We start from the raw sequence: 19,046 nt of genomic DNA, 5'->3' as shown, positions 1-19,046 counted from the left end.
CTACTCCTCCGAGAAGAAGTCGGAGTCCACGCGCTTGAGTTCGTAGGAGCCCACCGCGTTCACGCCGATGCCGAAATCGAACATCAACCCCGAGAGCCGCGCGCCGTCGATGAGGACGATCTTCTTGTCGATGCGCGCCACGTACTCCCGCGCCTCCTTGGAGAAGTTGGAGGTCGTGATGAAGACGCCCTTGCGCGCGCGTTCCCCTTCGAGCGACCCCGCGAAGCCCTGCACGTCGGGACGGCCCACGGTGTTCTGCCAGCGCTTGGCCTGGATGTAGATGACATCGAGGCCCAGGGGGTCCTCCTTGATCATCCCGTCCACGCCGCCATCGTGGCTGCCGCCCAGCGCCTTGCCCGCGTCCTCGAGGGAGCCGCCGTACCCCATCTTCACGAGCAGTTCGACCACGAGCCGTTCGAAGAAGCGGGGACTGGATTGCAGCGTCGCGGCCAACAGCTCCGCCTCGGTCTTCTTGCGCAGGTCCTTGTAGGCACGCTCCAGCGCCTCCTCGGGGGTGATCGCCGCGGAGTCGACAGGCACGTCCAGGGCGGTCCGGGGTGCGTCGGCCACGTCCCCCTCGGTGCCGCGTGTGACGAAGTCCTTGAACCCGTCGAAGCGCAGCAACGCCTCCGTGTCGAGGGCCGCGGGCTTCTGGTCGAGCACGTTCTTGCCGCGTTCGGTGATCTGGAACACGCCACGGCGGACCGAACGGAGCAGGCCCGCCTTGTCCATGTATGTCTTGGCCCAACCGAGCCGGTTGTCGAAGACGGCCTGCTTGCCGCTGGGGAGCAGCTCCGTGCGTTCCGCCTCGGAGAGGCGCAGGGCGAGGGCAACCTCCTCGCGCACCTCGCGCACGAGGTGCTCCTGTCCATCCGCGAGCCGCTCCAGGAGCGGGAGCATCAGGGACTGGTAGTCGGGGACGGGCATGACGCCCATTCTAGGCGACTGTCCGCCATGGACCCCGGCCAGGTCGCCGGGCCGGCACGGCGGACGGTCCCGCCGCGGCTCCCCGTGGGGCTGTCAGCGAGGGGGCCCAGCCCCGTCCGAAGTTCTTGCGGTCACGGCTCCGTCCCGGTATACGGGCCGGGCTTCACGGCCAGGTAGCTCACCTGGTTAGAGCGGCGGTCTCATAATCCGCAGGTAGTCAGTTCAAGTCTGACCCTGGCCATCAAGCAGCCCCGGAGTCACTTTCCCAAGTGATTCCGGGGCTTTTTTCGTTTCGCGGGGCCGCCTCCCCCTTTTGGGGCATTGGCGGGTGCCTCGCGTCGCGGTCCCATCCTCCCCGTCCGGGCGCGCATCGCCACCGCTCCGGGGGGAGTCCGCACGATGCTGGAGGATGGAATCGAACAGAAGGCCCGGGACGCCGCGGTGCGCTGGGCGCGCTGGCGGCTGGGGCCCGCTGGCTTCGCGGACCTGCTCACCCGGGTGGATACCTCGGTGCTCCGCTATGGGCGCCTCGTCACCCGCTACGCCATCCGCACCGGGACCTGGGCGGAGGAGCCCTTCTCGGGCGGCGCGAACACGAGCCGGCAGGCTCACGCCGGGGCTCCGCCCCAGCTCGAATCCCTGGACCTGTGGAGCGCGTCCCCGGAGGCGCTGGCGGAGCAGTCGTCGCACCTCGCGGAATGTCGTGGCTGCCAGGGCGCGGGACAGGTGACCTGCCCCACCTGCGGCGGGTCCCTTCGCGCGAGCTGCTCCGGCTGCGGCGGTTCGGGGCGGCGGATGAGCCGGGCTCGCAAGAGCTACCGGATGGTCAACTGCTCCGACTGCCGGGGCAATGGCACCAAGAAGTGCGTTCGTTGCTCCAAGGGGCTCGTGGGTTGCCGCCCCTGCCGGGGTTCGGGAACCCTTCGCCGGTGGTTGAAGGTCACGACCGTCCAGCGCACCCAGGTCCGCGCGTGGCCGGATGCGAAGGCCCTCTCCGCGCACAAAGGCCTGCTCGAGGATTCGAACCGGGCCCTCCAATGGCAGGACGCGCGAACCCTGGCCTCCGTCGAGCACCCGGGCCCCCTGCCCGACTCCATGCCTGGCGAGGAGGCCCGTTCGGCGGGGTTCCCCATCGCCCGGTCATCGCTGGAGCCGGAGCTTGAACCACTGCGCGGGCGCATCCTCTCCCAGACCTTGGATGTCTTCGAGGCCCCTTCCGCCACTGTCTGTTTTGAGTTCGCGGGCAGGACGGGCTTCATCCACATGCTGGGGCGGAAGCTCCAGCCCACCGCGGCCCGCGACACAGCGCCCTTCCACCGGCGCTTCTGGGCCCTGCTGGGCATGGCCATCGCCGGCTTCTTCGCGATGCCCTTCCTGGGCGCCGCGTTCACGGAGCGCCACGCCTTCTACCAGGAGCCCTCCCGGAGCGCCCTCGCGATGCTCGCGATCCTGGGGCTCTGGCCCGGCACCTGGTGGTGGACCGCGACGTGGCTGCGCCGACGCCGCGTCGGCGGCGCGAAGTCCCCGGCCCGATGGCACGACTGGATCGGCAGCGGCCTGACGGGGAGCTGCGCGCTCGTGCTCGCGGGTTGCTTCCTGTTCATCCGTCCTTCGGTGTCGGAGCTGGCCCGACTGACGGCCGCGGGAAAACTCCGCGAGGCGGAGCCGCACGCGGACCTGCTGGAGTCCAGCGGTGAGGCCAGTCCGGCCTTTGTCGAGGCTCGGAACGCGTTCGTGCTGGCACGACTCCAGGGCATGGAGAACCGCGCCGCCATCGCGTTGATCCAGCGCTACGCGGACGCCCATCACGGAACCGAATCCCTGGAGGCCGAACGCCAGAGACTGCGCGAGGCCTGGACGCTCTCCGCGTTGGCGCGAGGCGAGGAGGGGCCGGTGGAAGCGGAGCTGCACGCCCTTTCGGAGGAGCGGGCCCCAGCCGCGCTCGTGGACCGTCTTCGCGCGAAGCTCGAGGACATCCGCATCGCGAAGGGCAAGGCGGCGCTGGAGAAGGGCGAGGTGGCGCAGGCCCTCCAATTCCTGACGCGCATCCAGGCTCCCGCGCTCGCCTCCGAACGGCCCGAACCCCTCCTCGCCCGGGCGTATCTGCTTCAGGAAGGGAGCTGTCCTGCCCGCGATCTTCGCTGCCGGGCCACCGCGCTCCAGCATGCCGTGGCCATCGACCCGGGCGAGCAGGCCCGGACGGCCCTCGCGTCCTTCCGCACGGCGGAGCTCTCCCGGCTGTCCCGGGCCGCGAAGGTGTCGGCGGGGATTGGCCCCGCGCTGCGGGAGCTTCAGGGCGCGAACCAGGATGCCAGCCTGCTGCTCTCCGTCCTCGAAAACGACGCGGAGCTGAGCGCCGCGCGAGCCCTCCTGCTGGACCGGCGGCAGGAGCTGCTGCGCGACCGCTTCCCGCTCAACGAGCCCGTGGAGGTCGCCCAGGCGCTGCTCGGTCCTTCCGGATGGGTGTCGCAGCGCCCGGACCTGCTTCGTGTCATGGACCCTCCCTCCGGCGCGATCGCGTACCTGTTCATCGGGCAGGGCATGACGCGAGGGCTCTACGTCACCTCCCCGGAGCATGGGAGTCAGGGGCTGTCGACGGCGGCCCTGCAACAGGCGGTGAAGCGCTTCACCGGACAGGAGTTCTCCGCGAAGGACCTCGTGCGCGTGGGCAAGGGCGTGGCCCATGTCCCTGCGCGCGTGGGCCGCCACCCGGCCTTGTTGGGCTGGCACGACACGACGCTGGTCGAAGCACAGATTGGACGGGTGGAACCATGAGGCTCGACAAGAAGACATGGCTCGGAATGACTGTCATCACCGGGCTGGTCTGCTCCCACTTCGCCTGGGCGCATCCGGGACGGACCAACAGCTCCGGCTGTCACAATGAAAGACGCACGGGCGGATATCATTGCCATGGCGGTGGTGGTTGGAGCGCACCCGCGGCCGCGGCCGCGCCCGCGCCCACGCGGATCCAGGTCATCGCCATCCCGCGCGCTCGGGTGTGGATCAACGGCACGTTCGTCGGCATGTCCCCGACGCCCGTGGTCCGGGTCGAGGGCACGAAGAAGGTCCAGGTGCTGCTGGAGCACGCCGCGCTGGGCCGCCACGAGACGACCACGACCCTGGATGCGGGGGAGACGACCCTCCTGACGGTGAGGTGGTAGGCGGGCCGCCGCCAGTCCGGCCACACAGGGGAGAACGTCCACGTCCGAAAACGGCCAGACATCCGGGCCCCGCCGTGGGACGTTTCTCCCATGAACGGCCTGGACCCCGCCGCTTGCTACCGTGCGCTGACCACGCGGGACGCCCGCTTCGACGGGCGCTTCTTCACCGCCGTGAAGACGACGCGCATCTACTGCCGCCCCATCTGCCCGGCCCGCCCCCCGCGCTTCGAGAACTGCACGTTCTTCCCCACCGCCGCCGCCGCGCAGGAGGCCGGCTTCCGCCCGTGCCTCCGGTGCCGGCCGGAGACCTCGCCCACCCTGGCCCCGTGGCGCGGCACCTCCGCCACCGTCTCCCGCGCCATGGCCCTCATCGCGGACGGGCTGCTCGATGCCGATGACGCGAGCGTGGAAGTGCTCGCCGCCCGGCTCGGCGTCGGCGGTCGTCAATTGCGGCGGCTCTTCCAGCAACACCTGGGCGCCTCGCCCCTCGCCGTGGCCCAGACACGCCGCGTCCTCTTCGCCCGCCAGCTCATCCACGAGTCCTCCCTGTCCATGGGAGAGGTCGCCCTCGCGTCTGGCTTCGGGAGCGTCCGGCGCTTCAACGCCGTCTTCCAATCCCTCTACGGCCGCCCACCCGGCGCCCTCCGCCGCACCCGCGCCGCTCCCGCGACCTCCTCCGTCCCCACGGTGACGCTCCTCATCCCCTACCGGCCGCCCTATGACTGGGAGGCCTTGATGGCCCACCTGGGCGCCCGCTCGCTCACCGGCATGGAGCACGTCGAATCCGGGCGCTACCTGCGCGCCTTCTCCAATGCCTGGGGCCGGGGTGCCGTGGAGGTCTCCCCCGCTCCGGGGCTCGACGCACTGAGCGCCACCCTGCGCGTCAGCGACGTGAGGATGCTGCCCTCCGTCGTCGCTCAGGTCCGGCGCGTCTTCGACGTGGGCGCGGATGTGGAGGCCATCCATTCGCACCTGTCGACGGATGCCCTGCTCGCTCCCCTCGTGACCGCCCGCCCAGGGCTTCGCGCGCCCGGGGGCTGGGATGGCTTCGAGCTCGCGGTCCGCGCCATCCTGGGTCAGCAGGTGACCGTCTCCGCCGCCCGGGGACTGGGGCAGCGGCTCCTCGCCGCCCACGGCGAACCCCTGGGCCTGGAGCTCACCGGCGATGCTCGGCTCCAGCGCGCGTTCCCCAGGCCGCAGGCGCTCGCCACGGCGGACCTCACCGGACTGGGCATGCCAGCCGCCCGGGCCCGCACGCTCTCCCACCTCGCCGCGGCGGCCGCGGCGGATCCCGCCCTCTTCCAACCCGGCCCCTCGCTCGCGGACACCGTCGCGCGCTTCACGCGCCTGCCTGGAATCGGCGAATGGACCGCCCAGTACATCGCCCTTCGCGCCGTCCGGGAGACGGATGCCTTCCCGGCCTCCGACGTCGCCCTGCTGCGCGCCGCGACGGAGGCCGACGGCCCACGCCCCACGCCGGAAGCCCTCCTCCATCGCGCAGAAGCATGGAGCCCGTGGCGAGCCTACGCCGCCCAGCACCTCTGGACCGCGGATGCGACCCGTGCGCGGACGACGGCCGCGCCCCTCGCCAACGCCAGCCAGCGAAAGCGGTCCCCTGCCACTCCCGCGCCGGCCTCGGACTCCACCCGGCCCGTCGCGCCCGCCCCCGCCAAACGAGACGCCCATGCCCGCACGCCTGCGCTTCTTCATTGATTCCACCCCAACACCCGCCGGCGTGGCGCTCCTCGTCTGCGATGAGGAAGGCCGCCTGCGCGCGCTGGACTGGGAGGGCTACGAGGCCCGCATGCAGCGGCTCCTGCGCCTGCACTACGGCGAGAACGGCTGCGTCCTCGAGACCGCGCGAGACCCTGCCGGCCGCACCTCCGCGCTCCAGGCCTATCTGCGCGGGGAGCTGTCCGCCATCGAGGCCCTTCCCGTGGAGACCGCGGGCACGCCGTTCCAGCGCGAGGTCTGGCGCGCCCTCCGGGACATCCCCGCTGGCACCACCACCACCTACGCCCAGCTCGCGGAGCGCATCGGCCGTCCCAAGGCCGTGCGCGCCGTGGGCGCGGCCAATGGCGCCAACCCCGTGAGCATCGTCGTCCCGTGTCACCGCGTCGTCGGTGCCAATGCCTCACTCACCGGCTATGCCGGTGGGCTGGAACGCAAGCGCTGGCTGCTCGAGCATGAGCGGACCCACGCTTGAATCCCTCTCACCCCTTCCGGAGTCTCCTCGCATGACGACCCGTCCCGAAGCCGCCAGCACCTTCCGCGCGCTGCACCAGGGCCCCGACCTGCTCCTGCTTCCGAACGCCTGGGATGCGGGCAGTGCCCGCCTCTTTGAAAGCCTGGGCGCCCGCGCCATCGCCACCACCAGCGCCGGCGTCGCCTGGGCCCTGGGCCACCCCGATGGGAACGCGCTGCCCGTGGAGGCATTGGTCGCGACGGTGCGCGCCATCGCCAGCGTCATCCGCATCCCCCTCACCGTGGACGCGGAGGGCGGCTACTCCGACGACCCGGCCACCGTCGGAGAGAACGTGGCCCGCCTCCTGGCGGAGGGGGCCGTGGGCTGCAACCTGGAGGATGGCAACGGCTCTCCTGAACAGCTCGCGGCGAAGATTGAACGCGTGAAGCAGGCCGGCGCGCGCCTGGGCGTCGACGTCTTCGTCAACGCACGCACGGACGTCTACCTGCGCAAGCTCGTGCCCCCCGAGCGCCGCGTGGAAGAGACCCTGGCCCGCGCCGCCCGCTATCAGCAGGCCGGCGCGGACAGCCTCTTCGTCCCCGGCGCCACGAGCGCGGCCGACCTCCAGGCCATCACCCGGGGAACGCCGCTGCCGGTGAATGTCCTCGCGCATCCGGACCTGCCCAGCGCGCCGGAGCTTCAACGGCTGGGAGTTCGGCGGCTCAGCGCGGGCTCGGCCATCGCGGAATCGCTCTGGGGGCGAGCCGAGGCGCTCGCCGCCACCTTCCTGCGCGAGGGCCACTCCGCGCCCCTCTTCGAAGCCGCCGCCAGCTATCCATCCCTCAACGGGCTGATGACCCGGCGTTGAGCCGCGACGCCGGAGGCACCGTGTCCCACGACGACCGTCAGCGCTGGAATGAGCGCTACCAGCAGCAGGCACCCGCGCCGCGCGAGCCCTCCGCGTTCCTCCGCTCGCTCGAGGACCGGCTGCCGCGCACGGGCCGGGCGCTCGACCTGGCCGGAGGCCCGGGGCATGACGCGTGCTGGCTCGCGAAGCGCGGGCTGGACGTGACCCTGGCGGAGCTCTCCGACGTGGCGCTGACCCAGGCGGAGGGGCTCGCGCGCGAGGCGGGAGTGGCCCTCGCGCTCCTGCGCCTGGACCTGGAGGTGGAGCCGCTGCCTCCCGGTCCGTTCGACCTCGTCGTGTGCCTGAACTACCTCTGGCGGCCCCTGTTCGCCTCGCTGCCCCAGGTGCTCGCGCCGGGCGGGCTGTTCGTCTTCGCCCAGCCCACCCGGAGCAACCTGCGGAAGCACCCGCATCCGTCCGCCCGCTTCCTCCTGGAGGACGGCGAGCTGCCCACGCTGCTCCAGGGCCTCCAATCCCTCTCCATCACCGAGGACTGGGCGGAGGACTCCGGACGACACGAGGCGCGGGTGCTCGCCTGTCGCCCCAGCAAAGACAGACATGGCGGCGCGCGGCCGTAGCGCCGCCCCCTGTCAGCTCCGGCGGCGGTACTGGATCTCGATGGCCTTCTGCGCATCCTCCCCGGGCTGGATGTTGAAGTGCGTGATGAGCAGGGAGTCGGGACCGCGCACCTCGATGTCCGTGCGCCAGCCCCAGCGGGGCGACTGCTCCCCCGTGAAGTAGCTGCCGAGCACGGAGAACCGGTCGCTCACCCCGGGAGTACCCACCGAGTTCAAGATGTCGGTGCCCACGTGAAAGGTGTCGACCCACACCATGGTGAAGTGCCCACCGTCCAGGTGGTAGCCCAGCGTCGCCATCCCAGACAGCGGCTTGCCGCCCATCGCCGACGTGTACTCGTGCACCACGAAGCGGCCGTCGAGCACGCCGCGGATGGTGCCTGTGATGGGCGACTCATCGGCCACCGTGTCGGGCTCGAACCACGTGCGCGCGACGCCCTCCCACGCACCGACCAACTGGGAGAGGAAGTGATGAGGGCCACCGGCGGACTGGGATTGCTGGAGACGTTCCTGGCTCATGGGCGCGGAGTCTCCTGAATTCCGCCGCCGCGGGTCCACCCCCGTGATTTCCCCCGGCGACGGCAGGGCCCGTTCATTAGATTGACGCCCCGCTTCCGGACCACCCCGGAGGCCGCCTGCCTCGATTCCTTCCAGGAGCCCGCCGTGCCCACCACCCCCGCCTATGCCGCTCCCAGCGCCCGCGCCGCGCTCGGTCCCTTCACCGTGGAGCGCCGCGAGCCGCGCCCCCACGACGTGCTCATCGACATCCTCTACTGCGGCGTGTGCCACTCCGACATCCACCAGGCCCGCGACGAGTGGGGCGGCGCCACCTTCCCCATGGTGCCGGGCCACGAAATCGTCGGGAAGGTGTCCAGGGTGGGCAGCGCCGTCACCACCTTCAAGGCGGGCGACACCGTGGGCGTGGGCTGCTTCGTGGACTCCTGCCGCGAGTGTCCTCAGTGCCTGCAAGGCGAGGAGCAGTACTGCGACCAGGGCATGGTGGACACCTACAACAGCCACGACCGCGACGGTCAGCCCACCTACGGCGGCTACTCCACCCGCATCACCGTGGACTCGAAGTACGTGCTGCGCATCCCGGAGGGAATCCCCCTGGAGCGCGCCGCGCCGCTGCTCTGCGCGGGCATCACCACGTACTCACCCCTGCGGCGCTTCGGCCTCAAGGCGGGAGACGCGCTGGCCGTCGTGGGCCTGGGCGGCCTGGGCCACATGGCCGTGAAGCTGGGCAAGGCGATGGGCGCGGAGGTGACGGTGCTGAGCACCTCGCCGTCCAAGCGCGAGGGCGCCCTGGCGCTGGGCGCGACGCACTTCGCCGCCACGTCGGACAAGGCGACGTTCAAGACCCTGGCGAACAAGTTCGACTTCGTGCTCGACACCGTCTCCGCGCCGCACGACTACAACGCCTACCTGCGCCTGCTGAAGACGGACGGCACGATGATCCTCGTCGGCGCCCCGGAGGCCCCCACCCCCGTGGCGGCGTTCTCGCTCATCGGCCGGCGGCGCAGGCTGGTCGGCTCGCTCATTGGCGGCATCCGCGAGACGCAGGAGATGCTCGACTTCTGCGCGAAGCATCAGGTCGCGTCCGACGTGGAGGTCATCCCCATCCAACACATCAACGACGCCTACGAGCGCATGATCAAGGGCGACGTGCGCTACCGCTTCGTCGTGGACACGGCGAGCCTGAACGCGAAGTAGCGAAGCCCGCGCGAAGCCCCGGCACCGCCTGCGCGCGCCGGGGCCTTCGCGTGCGCTCAGCCGCGCCAGGCCGTCCAGAGCGACGCGACGCCGAAGAGGAAGAAGAGCGCGGCGGTCCCCCAGCGCATGTACTTCATGTTCACCTTCCCCGACAGCCGGTCGCCCAGGAAGACGGCCAGGCCGTCCGACACCATCATTCCCGCGGTGGTGCCCAGCGTCACCAGCACGGGGGCCTGATAGCGCGCGGCGACGGCCATGGTGGCCAGCTGCGTCTTGTCCCCCATCTCCGCGACGAAGAAGAGCGCCACCGTGGTGAGGAAGGGGCCGAAGCGCGGAGGCTTGTCGGCGTCCTCGTCCAGCGTGTCGGGCTTGAGCGTCCACAGGCCGAAGCCCAGGAACAGCGCGCCCAAAATCAGCGCCATCACCCGCGCGGGGACGTGGGTGGACACCCACGTGCCCACCGAGGACGCCAGCGCGTGATTGGCCACCGTGGCCACGAAGATGCCGCCCAGCACGACCCACGGCTTGCGGAACTTCGACGCCAGCGAGAACGCCAGCAGCTGCGTCTTGTCACCCATCTCGCTGGCGGCGACGAGGACGAATGAACCGGCGATTGCTTCCCACGACATGAAGGCACCCCTTCCCAGTTCCTGGCGCGGGGGGTCGTGAGGAAGCGCTTCAGGGAGGAGCGCGCACGACGGACCTCGGCCAGGGAGCGTTGAATCCCTGTCCGAAGGTCTCGTTCGCCTCGCACTCCAGCGAGGTGGGGGCCCGGGCTGTCACCAGCCAGTGTGTCGAGCGCCCCTCCGCCCCTGGTCCCGGGCGGGAACTACTCCCCTTACGTGAGGAGGCCAGTAGCAGTGCCCCTGGTGTGAGTCAACCGGCCACGCCGGGTGTCCCTTTTTTTGACGACACGAGAGCCTGCCCCCCTAATGCCCGGGTCAGGTCGGTAGCGGCCTGTAGCAGCAGATTTCCTGGAGGAAGCCCCGATGCAGGATGGAAGCGCCAGCCCACTGAGCCCCGACGCTCCGTCGTCCCCCTCCGTGGTGGAACCCGGTGAGGTCCGCAGCCCCGAGGCCGACATCGTCTCCACCCACGTCCTCGTCCCCGAGGAGCAGGTGCACAAGCTGCGCGAGCTGGCGCGGCGCACCCGCATCCATCAGAGCGAGTACCTGCGCGAGGCCGTGGAGGACCTGCTGTCCAAGTACGGCCGCATGCCCGCCAAGACGGAAGGCGAGTCGTGAGCGGCCCCCTGCCCCGCCTCCGTGTCCGCTCCCTGCGGGAGCGGCTGCGGCGCTGGTTGGAGCAGGAGCTGTAGACCCCCGCACGCGGGCTCCAGGGCCTCCCTGGAGCCGCCCGGGTGGAACACGCTAGGGTCGGCGCATCCTCTTCCAGGAGCCCGGCCATGAAGCGTCCCTCCCCGCTGCCCCTGGTCCTCGCGCTCGCCGCCACCGGCTGCGCGGCCCCCGGCTTCGACAAGCTCTACCCCGGCATGACCGCCGCCCAGGTGGCGGACGCCATGGGCAAGGGGCCGGCGCGGGCGCAGGAGTTCCAGGACGGTTCGTCAGCCTGGTACTTCGACGAGGACCACTGCGTGCTGATGCGCGACCAGGTGCTCGTGGCCAAGTCCACCACCGAGACGCGCACCGCCGTGCGCACGCCCGTGGGCACGCTCGAGGACCAGGACAAGGCCTGGTGCGGCCCGCCGGGCACCGACGCCCAGGGCCGCCGCGAGCAGACCGTGCAGACGCCCTTCGGAACGTTCAAGGGCACCGTGGACCCGGCCGCCGTCACCGAGCAGGTGAAGAACACGCTGCGCGGCCAGCAGGGCGCCCCGGTGGCCACGGACGGCGGGCAGGCCACGCAGCCCACCCCGTAGCGCGGCGGGCTCTCAGGCCACGGACGAGCGGGTGACGGCGCCGTCGTCGCCGTCCTTCTTCATGTTGCCGGCCAGCTCACGGAAGGACATGTGGCTGACGGACAGCAGGATGAGGCCGAAGCCGATCTGCTGCACCGTCTGGCACAGCCACAGCACGTTGGCGTAGGCGAGGCCGTGGGCGTTCACCAGCGCGGCGGGCAGGAACAGCCCCAGGCCCACCTTGGTGGCGGCCTGGAAGGTGCCCATCATCCCGGGCGCGGCCGGAATCATCACGCCCACCACCAGCACGCACATCACGATGTACGACTGGAACAAGGACAGGCGCATGGGCTCGCAGGCGACGCCCGGCGCGGCGCCGGAGCAGTCGAAGGCGCGCGCGAGCAGCGCCATGCCCAGGCCGTTCACCGCCCAGTAGCCAATCGTGTAGAGGAAGAAGAGGGCGATGTGGCGGCGGTCGGGGAGCTGGCGCATGGCCCCCACGAAGGTGTCCACCACGTCCGCCACCTTGTCGGCGATGCCGGGCGAGAAGCGGCCCACGGTGGCGCGCACCAGCCGCACGGTGCGCTCCTGGTGCCACAACCCCAGCAGCAGGAACACGAGCCCGCCGCCGAACACGGCGAACATCAACCACGAGCCCAGCTTCACGTACCGGACCTCGGGGGTCTCCACCGGGACGAAGAAGAGCAGCGCGCGGAACAGCGCCGCGACGAAGAGGCCGTCCACGATGCGCTCCAGCACCACGGACGTCATGGCCGCGCTGCGGCGGATGGAGCTGCGCTGCGCGATGAGGAAGGGCCGCGCGAACTCTCCCAGGCGGAACGGCAGCACCAGCAGCATCATGAAGCCGATGCCGGACGCTTCATTCAGCTTGCGGAACGGGACCCGCTCCAGCCCCGACAGCAGCGCGCCCCACCGCAGCGCGCGGAAGACGTGGATGACGGTCAGGCACGCGAAGTATGGGAGGATCCACGCGTAGTTGGCCGCCTTGAGGCTGGCGATCTGCGTGGACACATCCGTGTCCCGGAAGGCCCACCACATGAAGGCAACAGTGACGAGCAGGCTGGCGATGAGGTTGACGGCGCGTTTCACGGCACGCGGGTATAGCGTCACTCTCCCTGCGACTCCAGCGGTACGCCTGCCTCCCGCCCTCCGGGGCGGACGGGCGTGAGCCCCGCGGCGGCGCGTCCCCTGCCCCGTCATTCAAACAGGCAGGGAATATTTCAATGGCAGGCAGCAGCACTGCCTCAGGCGTCGTGCCTGCGTGTGTCGCCGTCGGAGGGCAGCTCGTCCTCCTGCTGTTCGGCCTGACGGTCGGGCACGCGATACTCCTCGCCCAGCCAGCGGCCCAGGTCCACGGCGCGGCAGCGGCGGGAGCAGAAGGGTTGGGAGGTGTTTTCCGGGCGCGGAGGCACGGGCTTCTGACAGATGGGACACGGCGCGAGTGGCATGGTGGATGGAGTCCTAGATAAGCCTTGACGCTCCGGCGGGCCAGGACGTTTCGTGCCCCGGGCGCGCAGATGCCTCCCGAGACCGCTCACACGCTCTTGCAGGGCGACCGGCTGTCCCGGGACTTCACCGCCGTGGGCGTGGAGGACACGGTCGCCCAGGCGCTGGCGAAGCTGCGCGCCCACCCCGGCACGGGCGAGGTCTTCTACTGCTACGCGTGCGATCCCGAGGGCCGGCTGGTGGGCGTGGTGCCCATCCGCAAGCTGATCCGCGCGGGCCCCGAGGAGCGCATCGCGTCGCTGATGTTCACCCGGGTGGTGAAGCTGCCGGTGGACGCGTCCGACGCGGTGGTGGAGGACTTCTTCGTCACCTACCGCTTCCTGGCGTTCCCGGTGGTGGACGCGGACGGGCGCATCGTGGGCGTGGTGGAGATGAACGCGTTCGTGGACGCGTTCTCCGACACGCTCTTCGACGAGGTGGAGGGCCGGGTCCGGGACGAGGTCTACCGCTTCGTCGGCCTGCCCCAGGGGGAGCTGAAGGAGACGCGGCCCACGCGGCTGGCGCTGAAGCGCTTCCCGTGGCTGCTCGTGAACATCGCGGGTGGGTTCCTGGCGGCCACGACGACGCGGCTGTTCGAGCACACGGTGGCCCATCTGGTGGTGGTGAGCGCCTTCATCCCCATGGTGCTGGTGCTGTCGGAGAGCCTGGGCGTGCAGACGACGGCGGTGGCGGCGTCGATGGTGACGCACGGAGAGGTGGACCTGAAGGTCGTGGCCAGGGAGGTGCTGGCCGCGAGCCTGGCCGGGCTGATGGCGGCGGCGGTGGTGGCGCTGCTGGGGCGCCTCTATTCGCCGGGGTTCGCGTTCCCCCTGGCGCTGTTCGGGGCGGTGGCGGTGTCCGCCACGCTGGCGTCGTGCCTGGGCGGGGTGCTGCCCTTCCTCTTCAAGCGGCTGAAGGTGGATCCGCATCTGGCGTCGGCGCCGCTGGTCCTGGCGGTGTCCGACAACGTGTCGTTGCTGGCGTACTTCGGACTGGTGACGAAGCTGTTGTTGTGAGTGGCGGTGGGTCTCTTCACGGTGGGAGCAGGGTCATGAAGGTCGTGCGCATCACGAAGCCGGGCGGTCCAGAGGTCCTCGCGTTCGAGGAGCGGGCCGCTCCCGTCCCCGGTCCCCATGACCTCCAGGTGCGCGTGCGGGCGAGCGCGCTGAACCGGGCGGACCTGCTCCAGGTGCGGGGCGCCTATCCCCCGCCGCCCGACGTGCCCCAGGACGTTCCGGGCCTGGAGTACGCGGGCGAGGTGGTGGCGGTGGGCCCGCGCGCGCGGAAGTTCCAGGTGGGCGACCGGGTGATGGGACTGGTGGGCGGGGGCGCGTGGAGCGAGGTGATCACCACGCACGAGCGCGAGGCCTTGCGCATGCCGGACGGCCTGGACTTCGCGGACGCGGCGGCGCTGCCGGAGGCGTACCTCACGGCGTACGACGCGCTGGTGCTCCAGGCGGACCTGCGGCCCGGGGAGACGGTGCTGGTGCACGCGGTGGCGAGCGGCGTGGGCTCCGCGGCGGCACTGCTGTGCCGGGCCATGGGCGTGCGCGTGGTGGGCACGGGGCGCAGCGCGCGGAAGCTGGCGCGGGCGTCCGAATGGGGCGTGGGCCAGACGGTGCTCTGCGAGGCCAGCCCGCCCGTGTTCGCGGACGCGGTGCTCGGCGCGACGGACGGCCGGGGCGCGGACGTGTGCCTCGATTTGGTGGGCGGCCACTACCTGCCGGAGTCCCTGAAGGCGATGGCGCAGCGGGGCCGGCTGATGCAGGTGGGCTCGGTGGCGGGGAGCCGGACGGAGCTGGACCTGGGGCTGGTGATGCGCAAGCGGCTCACCCTGATGGGGACGGTGCTCCGCAGCCGGCCGGCGGAGGAGAAGATGCTGCTCACGCAGGTGGCGGAGCGGCAGCTGCTGCCGCTCTTCAACAGCGGCGCGCTGCGGGCCGTGGTGGACGCCGTCCTGCCCATGGCGGACATCCGCTCCGGGCTGGAGCGGATGGCGGGCAACAGCACCGTGGGCAAGCTCGTGGTGCGCTGGGACTGAGCCGCTACACGCGCTTCCTGCGGGGCGCCGCCTTCTTCGCCGCCGCCCCCGGAGCCTCCAGGGCCTTGAGCACCTTGGGTGACGCGCACCGGCGCCAGGCCTCCTTGAGCAGGGATTGCAGCAGCGGCCGCCCCACGGTGGTGAGCTGGACGATGACCATGGGCCAGTCTTGATAGTGCGGCGTCACGCGGAAGATGTCGGGCTGGGTTCGCAGCAGCGCCTCGCGGTGATCGAAGTCCACCTTGATGACGATGGAGTCCTCATCCAACACGCGCGCGAAGAGCGTGTCGCTCACCCGGAACCCGGGCGTGCCGTAGGAGGGACGCTCCTCCGTCGCGGGCAGCGCCAGCGCCAGCTCGCGTACGTCGTCCACCGTGAGCCGGCTCCCGCGCTTCGCGGGCTTCGGCTTCGCCACCGTCTTCTTCCGGACCGCCATCCGTGCCTCCCTGCCCCCTTGCTACCTCGCGGCACGGCGGCACGGAAGCCATTGCGCATGGGATGCGGAACCGTATCCTGCGCCGCCATGGCTACCTCCTTCGACCCCGCCGCCGCCGCGCAGCCGGACTCCGGCATCTTCGGTCTCCCCCACTCGCCCGACGAGGCGCACGTCGTCGTCATCCCCGTCCCCTTCGAGGCCACCACCAGCTACGGCGGCGGCACGTCCCAGGGCCCCGCCGCCCTGCTGGAGGCCAGCAAGCAGGTGGACCTCTTCGACGTGGAGACCGGCCGTCCCTACGAGCGCGGCATCGCCATGCTGGAGGCCCCCGCCGAGCTGCACGACTGGAACACCCGCGCCAAGGAGCGCGCCCAGGTCGTCATCGAGGCCGGTGGCATCGAGTCCGGCGCCCCCGAGCTGCTCGCCGCCGCGAAGGACGTCAATGCCTTCAGCGAGAAGCTCAACGAGCACGTCTACCGCACCGCGAAGCACTGGCTGGACCAGGGCAAGCGCGTGGCCGCCGTGGGCGGAGACCACGCCATCTCCTTCGGCATCATCCAGGCCCACGCGGAGAAGTACCCCGGCATGGGCGTGCTCCACCTGGACGCGCACGCCGACCTGCGCGTCGCCTACGAGGGCTTCACCTGGTCGCACGCGTCCATCTTCTACAACGTCGCCGAGCGCATCCCCGGCGTGAAGACGCTGGTCCAGGTCGGCCTGCGCGACATGAGCGAGAACGAGCACCGCTACATCGAGGAGTCGAACGGCCGCATCCACGCGTTCTTCGACGCCGTCCTCCAGCAGAACCGCTTCGACGGCCTGCCCTGGAACCAGCAGGTGAAGCAGATCGTCGACAAGCTGCCGCAGCAGGTCTACCTGTCCTTCGACATCGACGGCCTGGACCCGGTGCTGTGCCCGAACACCGGCACCCCCGTCCCCGGCGGCCTGTCCTTCCCGGAGGCCACCGCGCTCGTCGCGGGCGTGGTGCGCTCGGGCCGCACCATCGTCGGCTTCGACCTGACGGAGGTGGCCCCCGACCCCGAGGGCGGCGAGTGGGACGCCAACGTGGGCGCCCGCCTGCTCTACAAGATGATCGGCTGGATGCTGAAGTCGCAGAAGGCCTGAGCGTCAGGCCACGCGCGGCAGCGACACGCTGAAGGTCGCGCCCCGGCCGGGCTCCGACTCGGCCGACAGCGCTCCGCCGTGCAGCTTCGCCAGCTCCGACGCCACATAGAGCCCCAGCGCGTCCCCTCGCGCGGGGCCGTCCGGGAAGGGCTGGAACAGCCGGAGCAGCTCCGCGGGGGGGATGCCCGGCCCGGGGTCGCTCACCCGCACCAGCACCTGCTCCGGGGAGGCCCGCAGCTCCACGCGCACCCCGCCCTTCCTCGCCGCGTTCGACAGGAGCACGTCGAACACCTGTCCCAAACGCTCGGGATCGAACCGCAGGTCCACCGACTCCGGGGGGACCTCCACCTCCACCGGGACGCCGGGCCCCGTCGTGCGGCAGCGCGCCACCGACGCCTCCAGGTGCGAGCGCAGGTCGCCCTCCACGGGCCGCAGCGTCACGCTGCCCGCGCTCAGCCGGGCCGCGTCCTGGAGATAGCGCCCCAGCCGCTCCAGCGATTGGAGGTGCGCGCCCAGCGCGTCCACCGCGCCCTGGCTGGCCGGCGACAGCGACTGGAGCACCCTCAGCTGTTCGCGCGCGGCCTCCAGCGGCCCCTGGAGCGAGCGCGCCACCCACTGGCCCAGGGCCTCCACCGGCGTCGCGGGCTCCGGATCCACGGCGGGGACCTTCTCCAGCGCGTCGCGGACCAGCGTCTCGAAGTCGGTGATTTCAAAGGGCTTGTTGAGGAACGCGGACGCGTCCGGCGACCCCTGCTGGAGGACGGCGCTCAACAGGATGATGGGCACGTCCCGCAGCCCGGGCTCCTGCCTCAGCCGGCGGCACAGCTCCATGCCGCTCATGCGCGGCATCATGTGGTCCGTCACCACCAGCCGGGGCCGGCGGGCCCGGGCGAGCATCAGCGCCTCCTCGCCATCCCGCGCGCGCACCACGTCGTGCCCCAGGTCCTCCACCACCTGGCTCAGCACCTCCAACACGGCCGGTTCGTCATCCGCGACCAGGACGAGACTCATGCGCCACCCCTTCCTCGGCCCCCGCGGGCTTCAAGCAACACGCCGCGCCAGAACGCCGCGGCGCCGTCCTGTGTCCCCAGACCGCAATCAGGCAGGCTCCAGGACGTGGTGCCTGGAACGCGTTCGATCCCGGTCGCGGCTTCTGGTCTATGAAGACCCGGACGCCGCTTCCAGACATCCCGGGAATGGCTGGGGCCTTCCCGACATTCAGAGTGTCTTCCGGGAGACAATTCCCGGCGGCGTACGGAGGAAGGGCATGAGGGCAGGACACATCCGGTGGGGGCTCGTGCTGGTGGGGCTCGTGCTGGCGCTCCCCGCGCACGCGGATCGCTCGCGGCGGCGCAGCGACGTGGTGGAGGTGGTGGAGAAGGTCTCCCCGGCGGTCGTCTACATCGGCACCGAACAAGAGGTGGAGTCGCGCTTCCGGGGCCGCTCCCGCTCACCGCTGGAGGAGTTCTTCGGCCAGGGCATGGCGCAGCCGGAGACGCGCCAGCGCATCCAGGGGCTGGGCAGCGGGGCCATCATCGACCCGTCCGGCATCATCGTCACCAACGACCACGTCATCCGGGGCGCGTCCGCCATCCACGTGGTGCTCGCGGACGGGCGCACCTTCGACGCGGAGGTGGTGGGCAGCGACGCCAACAACGACCTCGCGGTCCTCAAGGTCAACGCGAAGGATCCGCTGCCCACCGCGAAGCTGGGCACCAGCTCCGACCTGATGATTGGCGAGACGGTGGTGGCGATTGGCAGCCCGTTCGGCCTGAGCAAGACGGTGACGGCGGGCGTGGTGTCCGCCACCGGCCGCACCTTCCGGGCGGACGACCGCGTCTACAACGACTTCCTCCAGACGGACGCGGCCATCAACCCGGGCAACTCCGGCGGGCCGCTGCTCAACGTGGACGGGGAGATCATCGGCATCAACACCGCCATCTACGCGAACGGCCAGGGCATCGGCTTCGCCATCCCCGCGGACAAGGTGCGGCGCATCGTGGAGGAGCTCACGCGCTTCGGGAAGGTGCGTCCCGCGTGGGTGGGCATGGACACGGCGGACCTGCCCGCGCAGGTCGCCGCGCGCCTCGGGTGGGACCGCACGTACGGCGTCGTCGTGACCCGCGTGGAGCCAGACAGCCCCGCCGCGCAGGCCGGGGTGCAACGCGGGGACGTGGTCGCGGAGCTGGGCGGTTCGCGCATCCAGGACGCGGAGGACTTCGACTCGCGCGTGCGTGGCTATCCGGCGCGCTCGGTCTTCCCCCTGGTGCTCTTCCGAGCAGGTTCAAGCCGCACGGTGCAGGTCACGCCCATCGAATTTCCTGCTCGCCTGCTTGAAACGCTGGCGTGGGAGAAGCTGGGACTGCGCGTGAAGGAGAGCAAGGGCGGGATGGCGATCGCCGCGGTGCGAGCGGGCTCCGCCGCGTCGGAGATTGGCCTGGAGCCGGGGGACCTGATGCTGCGGATGAACAACCAGCCGGTGCCCACGGGTGACACCTTCCGTGAAGCCCTGCTGACGGCGCGACGGGGACGTAGCGTGCTGTTGCTCGTGCGGCGCGGGCGTTACGGCTACCACCTGACGTTGCCTTTCGAAGGGCAGCGGCTGTAGTCGC

The 19,046-nt window shown here is 71.1% G+C and carries 20 protein-coding genes and 1 tRNA gene; 14 read left to right on the top strand and 7 right to left on the bottom strand.

What is annotated here, in order from left to right:
- A complete protein-coding gene (locus FOF48_RS22915; RefSeq protein ID WP_143904904.1) occupies positions 1-927 on the bottom strand; it encodes a restriction endonuclease in 927 nt (308 codons plus the stop codon).
- Positions 928-1,094: 167 nt separating this feature from the next.
- On the opposite strand from FOF48_RS22915, the gene FOF48_RS22910 reads away from it, so the two are divergent.
- The 7 genes from FOF48_RS22910 (at position 1,095) to FOF48_RS22885 (ending at position 7,758) form a co-directional block, all read left to right on the top strand.
- Positions 1,095-1,168: transfer RNA gene (locus FOF48_RS22910), tRNA-Ile, on the top strand.
- Between the two features lie 158 nt (positions 1,169-1,326).
- On the top strand, positions 1,327-3,702 hold the full coding sequence (locus FOF48_RS36565) for a hypothetical protein (protein ID WP_186002037.1): 2,376 nt from the start codon (positions 1,327-1,329) through the stop codon (positions 3,700-3,702).
- Complete coding sequence (locus tag FOF48_RS36560; protein WP_161666606.1) at positions 3,699-4,088, top strand: YHYH domain-containing protein; 390 nt, start codon at positions 3,699-3,701, stop codon at positions 4,086-4,088. Before FOF48_RS36565 ends, FOF48_RS36560 begins: the two co-directional genes overlap by 4 nt.
- 90 nt (positions 4,089-4,178) lie before the next feature.
- A complete protein-coding gene (locus tag FOF48_RS22900) occupies positions 4,179-5,801 on the top strand; it encodes an AlkA N-terminal domain-containing protein (RefSeq protein WP_143904902.1) in 1,623 nt (540 codons plus the stop codon).
- A complete protein-coding gene (ogt, locus tag FOF48_RS22895; protein WP_186002036.1) occupies positions 5,773-6,294 on the top strand; it encodes a methylated-DNA--[protein]-cysteine S-methyltransferase in 522 nt (173 codons plus the stop codon). Before FOF48_RS22900 ends, ogt begins: the two co-directional genes overlap by 29 nt.
- A gap of 31 nt (positions 6,295-6,325) precedes the next feature.
- The gene (locus FOF48_RS22890) at positions 6,326-7,141 is read left to right on the top strand and encodes an isocitrate lyase/phosphoenolpyruvate mutase family protein (RefSeq protein WP_143904901.1); all 816 of its coding nucleotides are present in this window, start codon (positions 6,326-6,328) and stop codon (positions 7,139-7,141) included.
- 20 nt (positions 7,142-7,161) lie between these two features.
- The gene (locus FOF48_RS22885; protein ID WP_143904900.1) at positions 7,162-7,758 is read left to right on the top strand and encodes a bifunctional 2-polyprenyl-6-hydroxyphenol methylase/3-demethylubiquinol 3-O-methyltransferase UbiG; all 597 of its coding nucleotides are present in this window, start codon (positions 7,162-7,164) and stop codon (positions 7,756-7,758) included.
- 12 nt (positions 7,759-7,770) lie between these two features.
- On the opposite strand, the gene FOF48_RS22880 is transcribed toward FOF48_RS22885, so the two are convergent.
- Positions 7,771-8,274 carry a DUF1579 domain-containing protein gene (locus FOF48_RS22880; protein ID WP_143904899.1) on the bottom strand — a complete coding sequence of 168 codons (504 nt, stop codon included), beginning with the start codon at positions 8,272-8,274 and terminating at the stop codon, positions 7,771-7,773.
- A gap of 144 nt (positions 8,275-8,418) precedes the next feature.
- Here FOF48_RS22880 and FOF48_RS22875 point away from each other — a divergent pair, with 144 nt between their 5' ends.
- Entirely contained in the window at positions 8,419-9,468 is a 1,050-nt protein-coding gene (locus FOF48_RS22875; RefSeq protein WP_143904898.1) for an NAD(P)-dependent alcohol dehydrogenase, read from the top strand.
- A gap of 56 nt (positions 9,469-9,524) precedes the next feature.
- Here FOF48_RS22875 and FOF48_RS22870 read toward each other — a convergent pair whose 3' ends face one another.
- Positions 9,525-10,097, bottom strand: coding sequence for a TMEM165/GDT1 family protein (locus FOF48_RS22870; protein WP_143904897.1), 573 nt, complete (start codon positions 10,095-10,097; stop codon positions 9,525-9,527).
- 360 nt (positions 10,098-10,457) lie between these two features.
- Here FOF48_RS22870 and FOF48_RS22865 point away from each other — a divergent pair, with 360 nt between their 5' ends.
- Together FOF48_RS22865 and FOF48_RS22860 are read left to right on the top strand one after the other, a co-directional pair.
- Positions 10,458-10,712 (top strand): ribbon-helix-helix domain-containing protein, encoded by a 255-nt coding sequence (locus FOF48_RS22865; protein WP_143904896.1) that lies wholly within the window; start codon positions 10,458-10,460, stop codon positions 10,710-10,712.
- A 161-nt stretch (positions 10,713-10,873) separates the two neighbouring features.
- Positions 10,874-11,347: a hypothetical protein gene (locus FOF48_RS22860; protein WP_143904895.1), complete on the top strand. Its 474-nt coding sequence runs from the start codon at positions 10,874-10,876 to the stop codon at positions 11,345-11,347.
- A gap of 12 nt (positions 11,348-11,359) precedes the next feature.
- Here the strand turns inward: FOF48_RS22860 and FOF48_RS22855 are convergent, their stop codons facing one another.
- Together FOF48_RS22855 and FOF48_RS22850 are read right to left on the bottom strand one after the other, a co-directional pair.
- Positions 11,360-12,436 carry a lysylphosphatidylglycerol synthase transmembrane domain-containing protein gene (locus tag FOF48_RS22855; RefSeq protein WP_143904894.1) on the bottom strand — a complete coding sequence of 359 codons (1,077 nt, stop codon included), beginning with the start codon at positions 12,434-12,436 and terminating at the stop codon, positions 11,360-11,362.
- Between the two features lie 155 nt (positions 12,437-12,591).
- Positions 12,592-12,795, bottom strand: coding sequence for a DNA gyrase inhibitor YacG (locus FOF48_RS22850; protein WP_143904893.1), 204 nt, complete (start codon positions 12,793-12,795; stop codon positions 12,592-12,594).
- A gap of 69 nt (positions 12,796-12,864) precedes the next feature.
- Between FOF48_RS22850 and FOF48_RS22845 the strand changes: the two genes are divergently transcribed.
- On the top strand, positions 12,865-13,848 hold the full coding sequence (locus tag FOF48_RS22845; protein WP_143904892.1) for a magnesium transporter: 984 nt from the start codon (positions 12,865-12,867) through the stop codon (positions 13,846-13,848).
- Positions 13,849-13,883: 35 nt separating this feature from the next.
- Complete coding sequence (locus FOF48_RS22840; RefSeq protein ID WP_143904891.1) at positions 13,884-14,873, top strand: NAD(P)H-quinone oxidoreductase; 990 nt, start codon at positions 13,884-13,886, stop codon at positions 14,871-14,873.
- A 4-nt stretch (positions 14,874-14,877) separates the two neighbouring features.
- On the opposite strand, the gene FOF48_RS22835 is transcribed toward FOF48_RS22840, so the two are convergent.
- On the bottom strand, positions 14,878-15,309 hold the full coding sequence (locus FOF48_RS22835; protein WP_143904890.1) for an MmcQ/YjbR family DNA-binding protein: 432 nt from the start codon (positions 15,307-15,309) through the stop codon (positions 14,878-14,880).
- Between the two features lie 87 nt (positions 15,310-15,396).
- Between FOF48_RS22835 and FOF48_RS22830 the strand changes: the two genes are divergently transcribed.
- Positions 15,397-16,434, top strand: coding sequence for an agmatinase family protein (locus tag FOF48_RS22830; protein WP_143904889.1), 1,038 nt, complete (start codon positions 15,397-15,399; stop codon positions 16,432-16,434).
- Positions 16,435-16,437: 3 nt separating this feature from the next.
- Here FOF48_RS22830 and FOF48_RS22825 read toward each other — a convergent pair whose 3' ends face one another.
- Positions 16,438-17,445: an ATP-binding protein gene (locus tag FOF48_RS22825; RefSeq protein WP_143904888.1), complete on the bottom strand. Its 1,008-nt coding sequence runs from the start codon at positions 17,443-17,445 to the stop codon at positions 16,438-16,440.
- 256 nt (positions 17,446-17,701) lie between these two features.
- Between FOF48_RS22825 and FOF48_RS22820 the strand changes: the two genes are divergently transcribed.
- Positions 17,702-19,042 (top strand): trypsin-like peptidase domain-containing protein, encoded by a 1,341-nt coding sequence (locus FOF48_RS22820; RefSeq protein WP_143904887.1) that lies wholly within the window; start codon positions 17,702-17,704, stop codon positions 19,040-19,042.
- The last annotated feature ends 4 nt before the right edge of the window (positions 19,043-19,046 follow it).

It is taken from the genome of Corallococcus sp. Z5C101001 (genome assembly GCF_007352635.1).
Taxonomy (GTDB): domain Bacteria; phylum Myxococcota; class Myxococcia; order Myxococcales; family Myxococcaceae; genus Corallococcus; species Corallococcus silvisoli.
The sequence above is the reverse complement of the archived record's forward strand: the minus strand, read 5'-3'. Positions and strand labels throughout refer to the sequence as shown.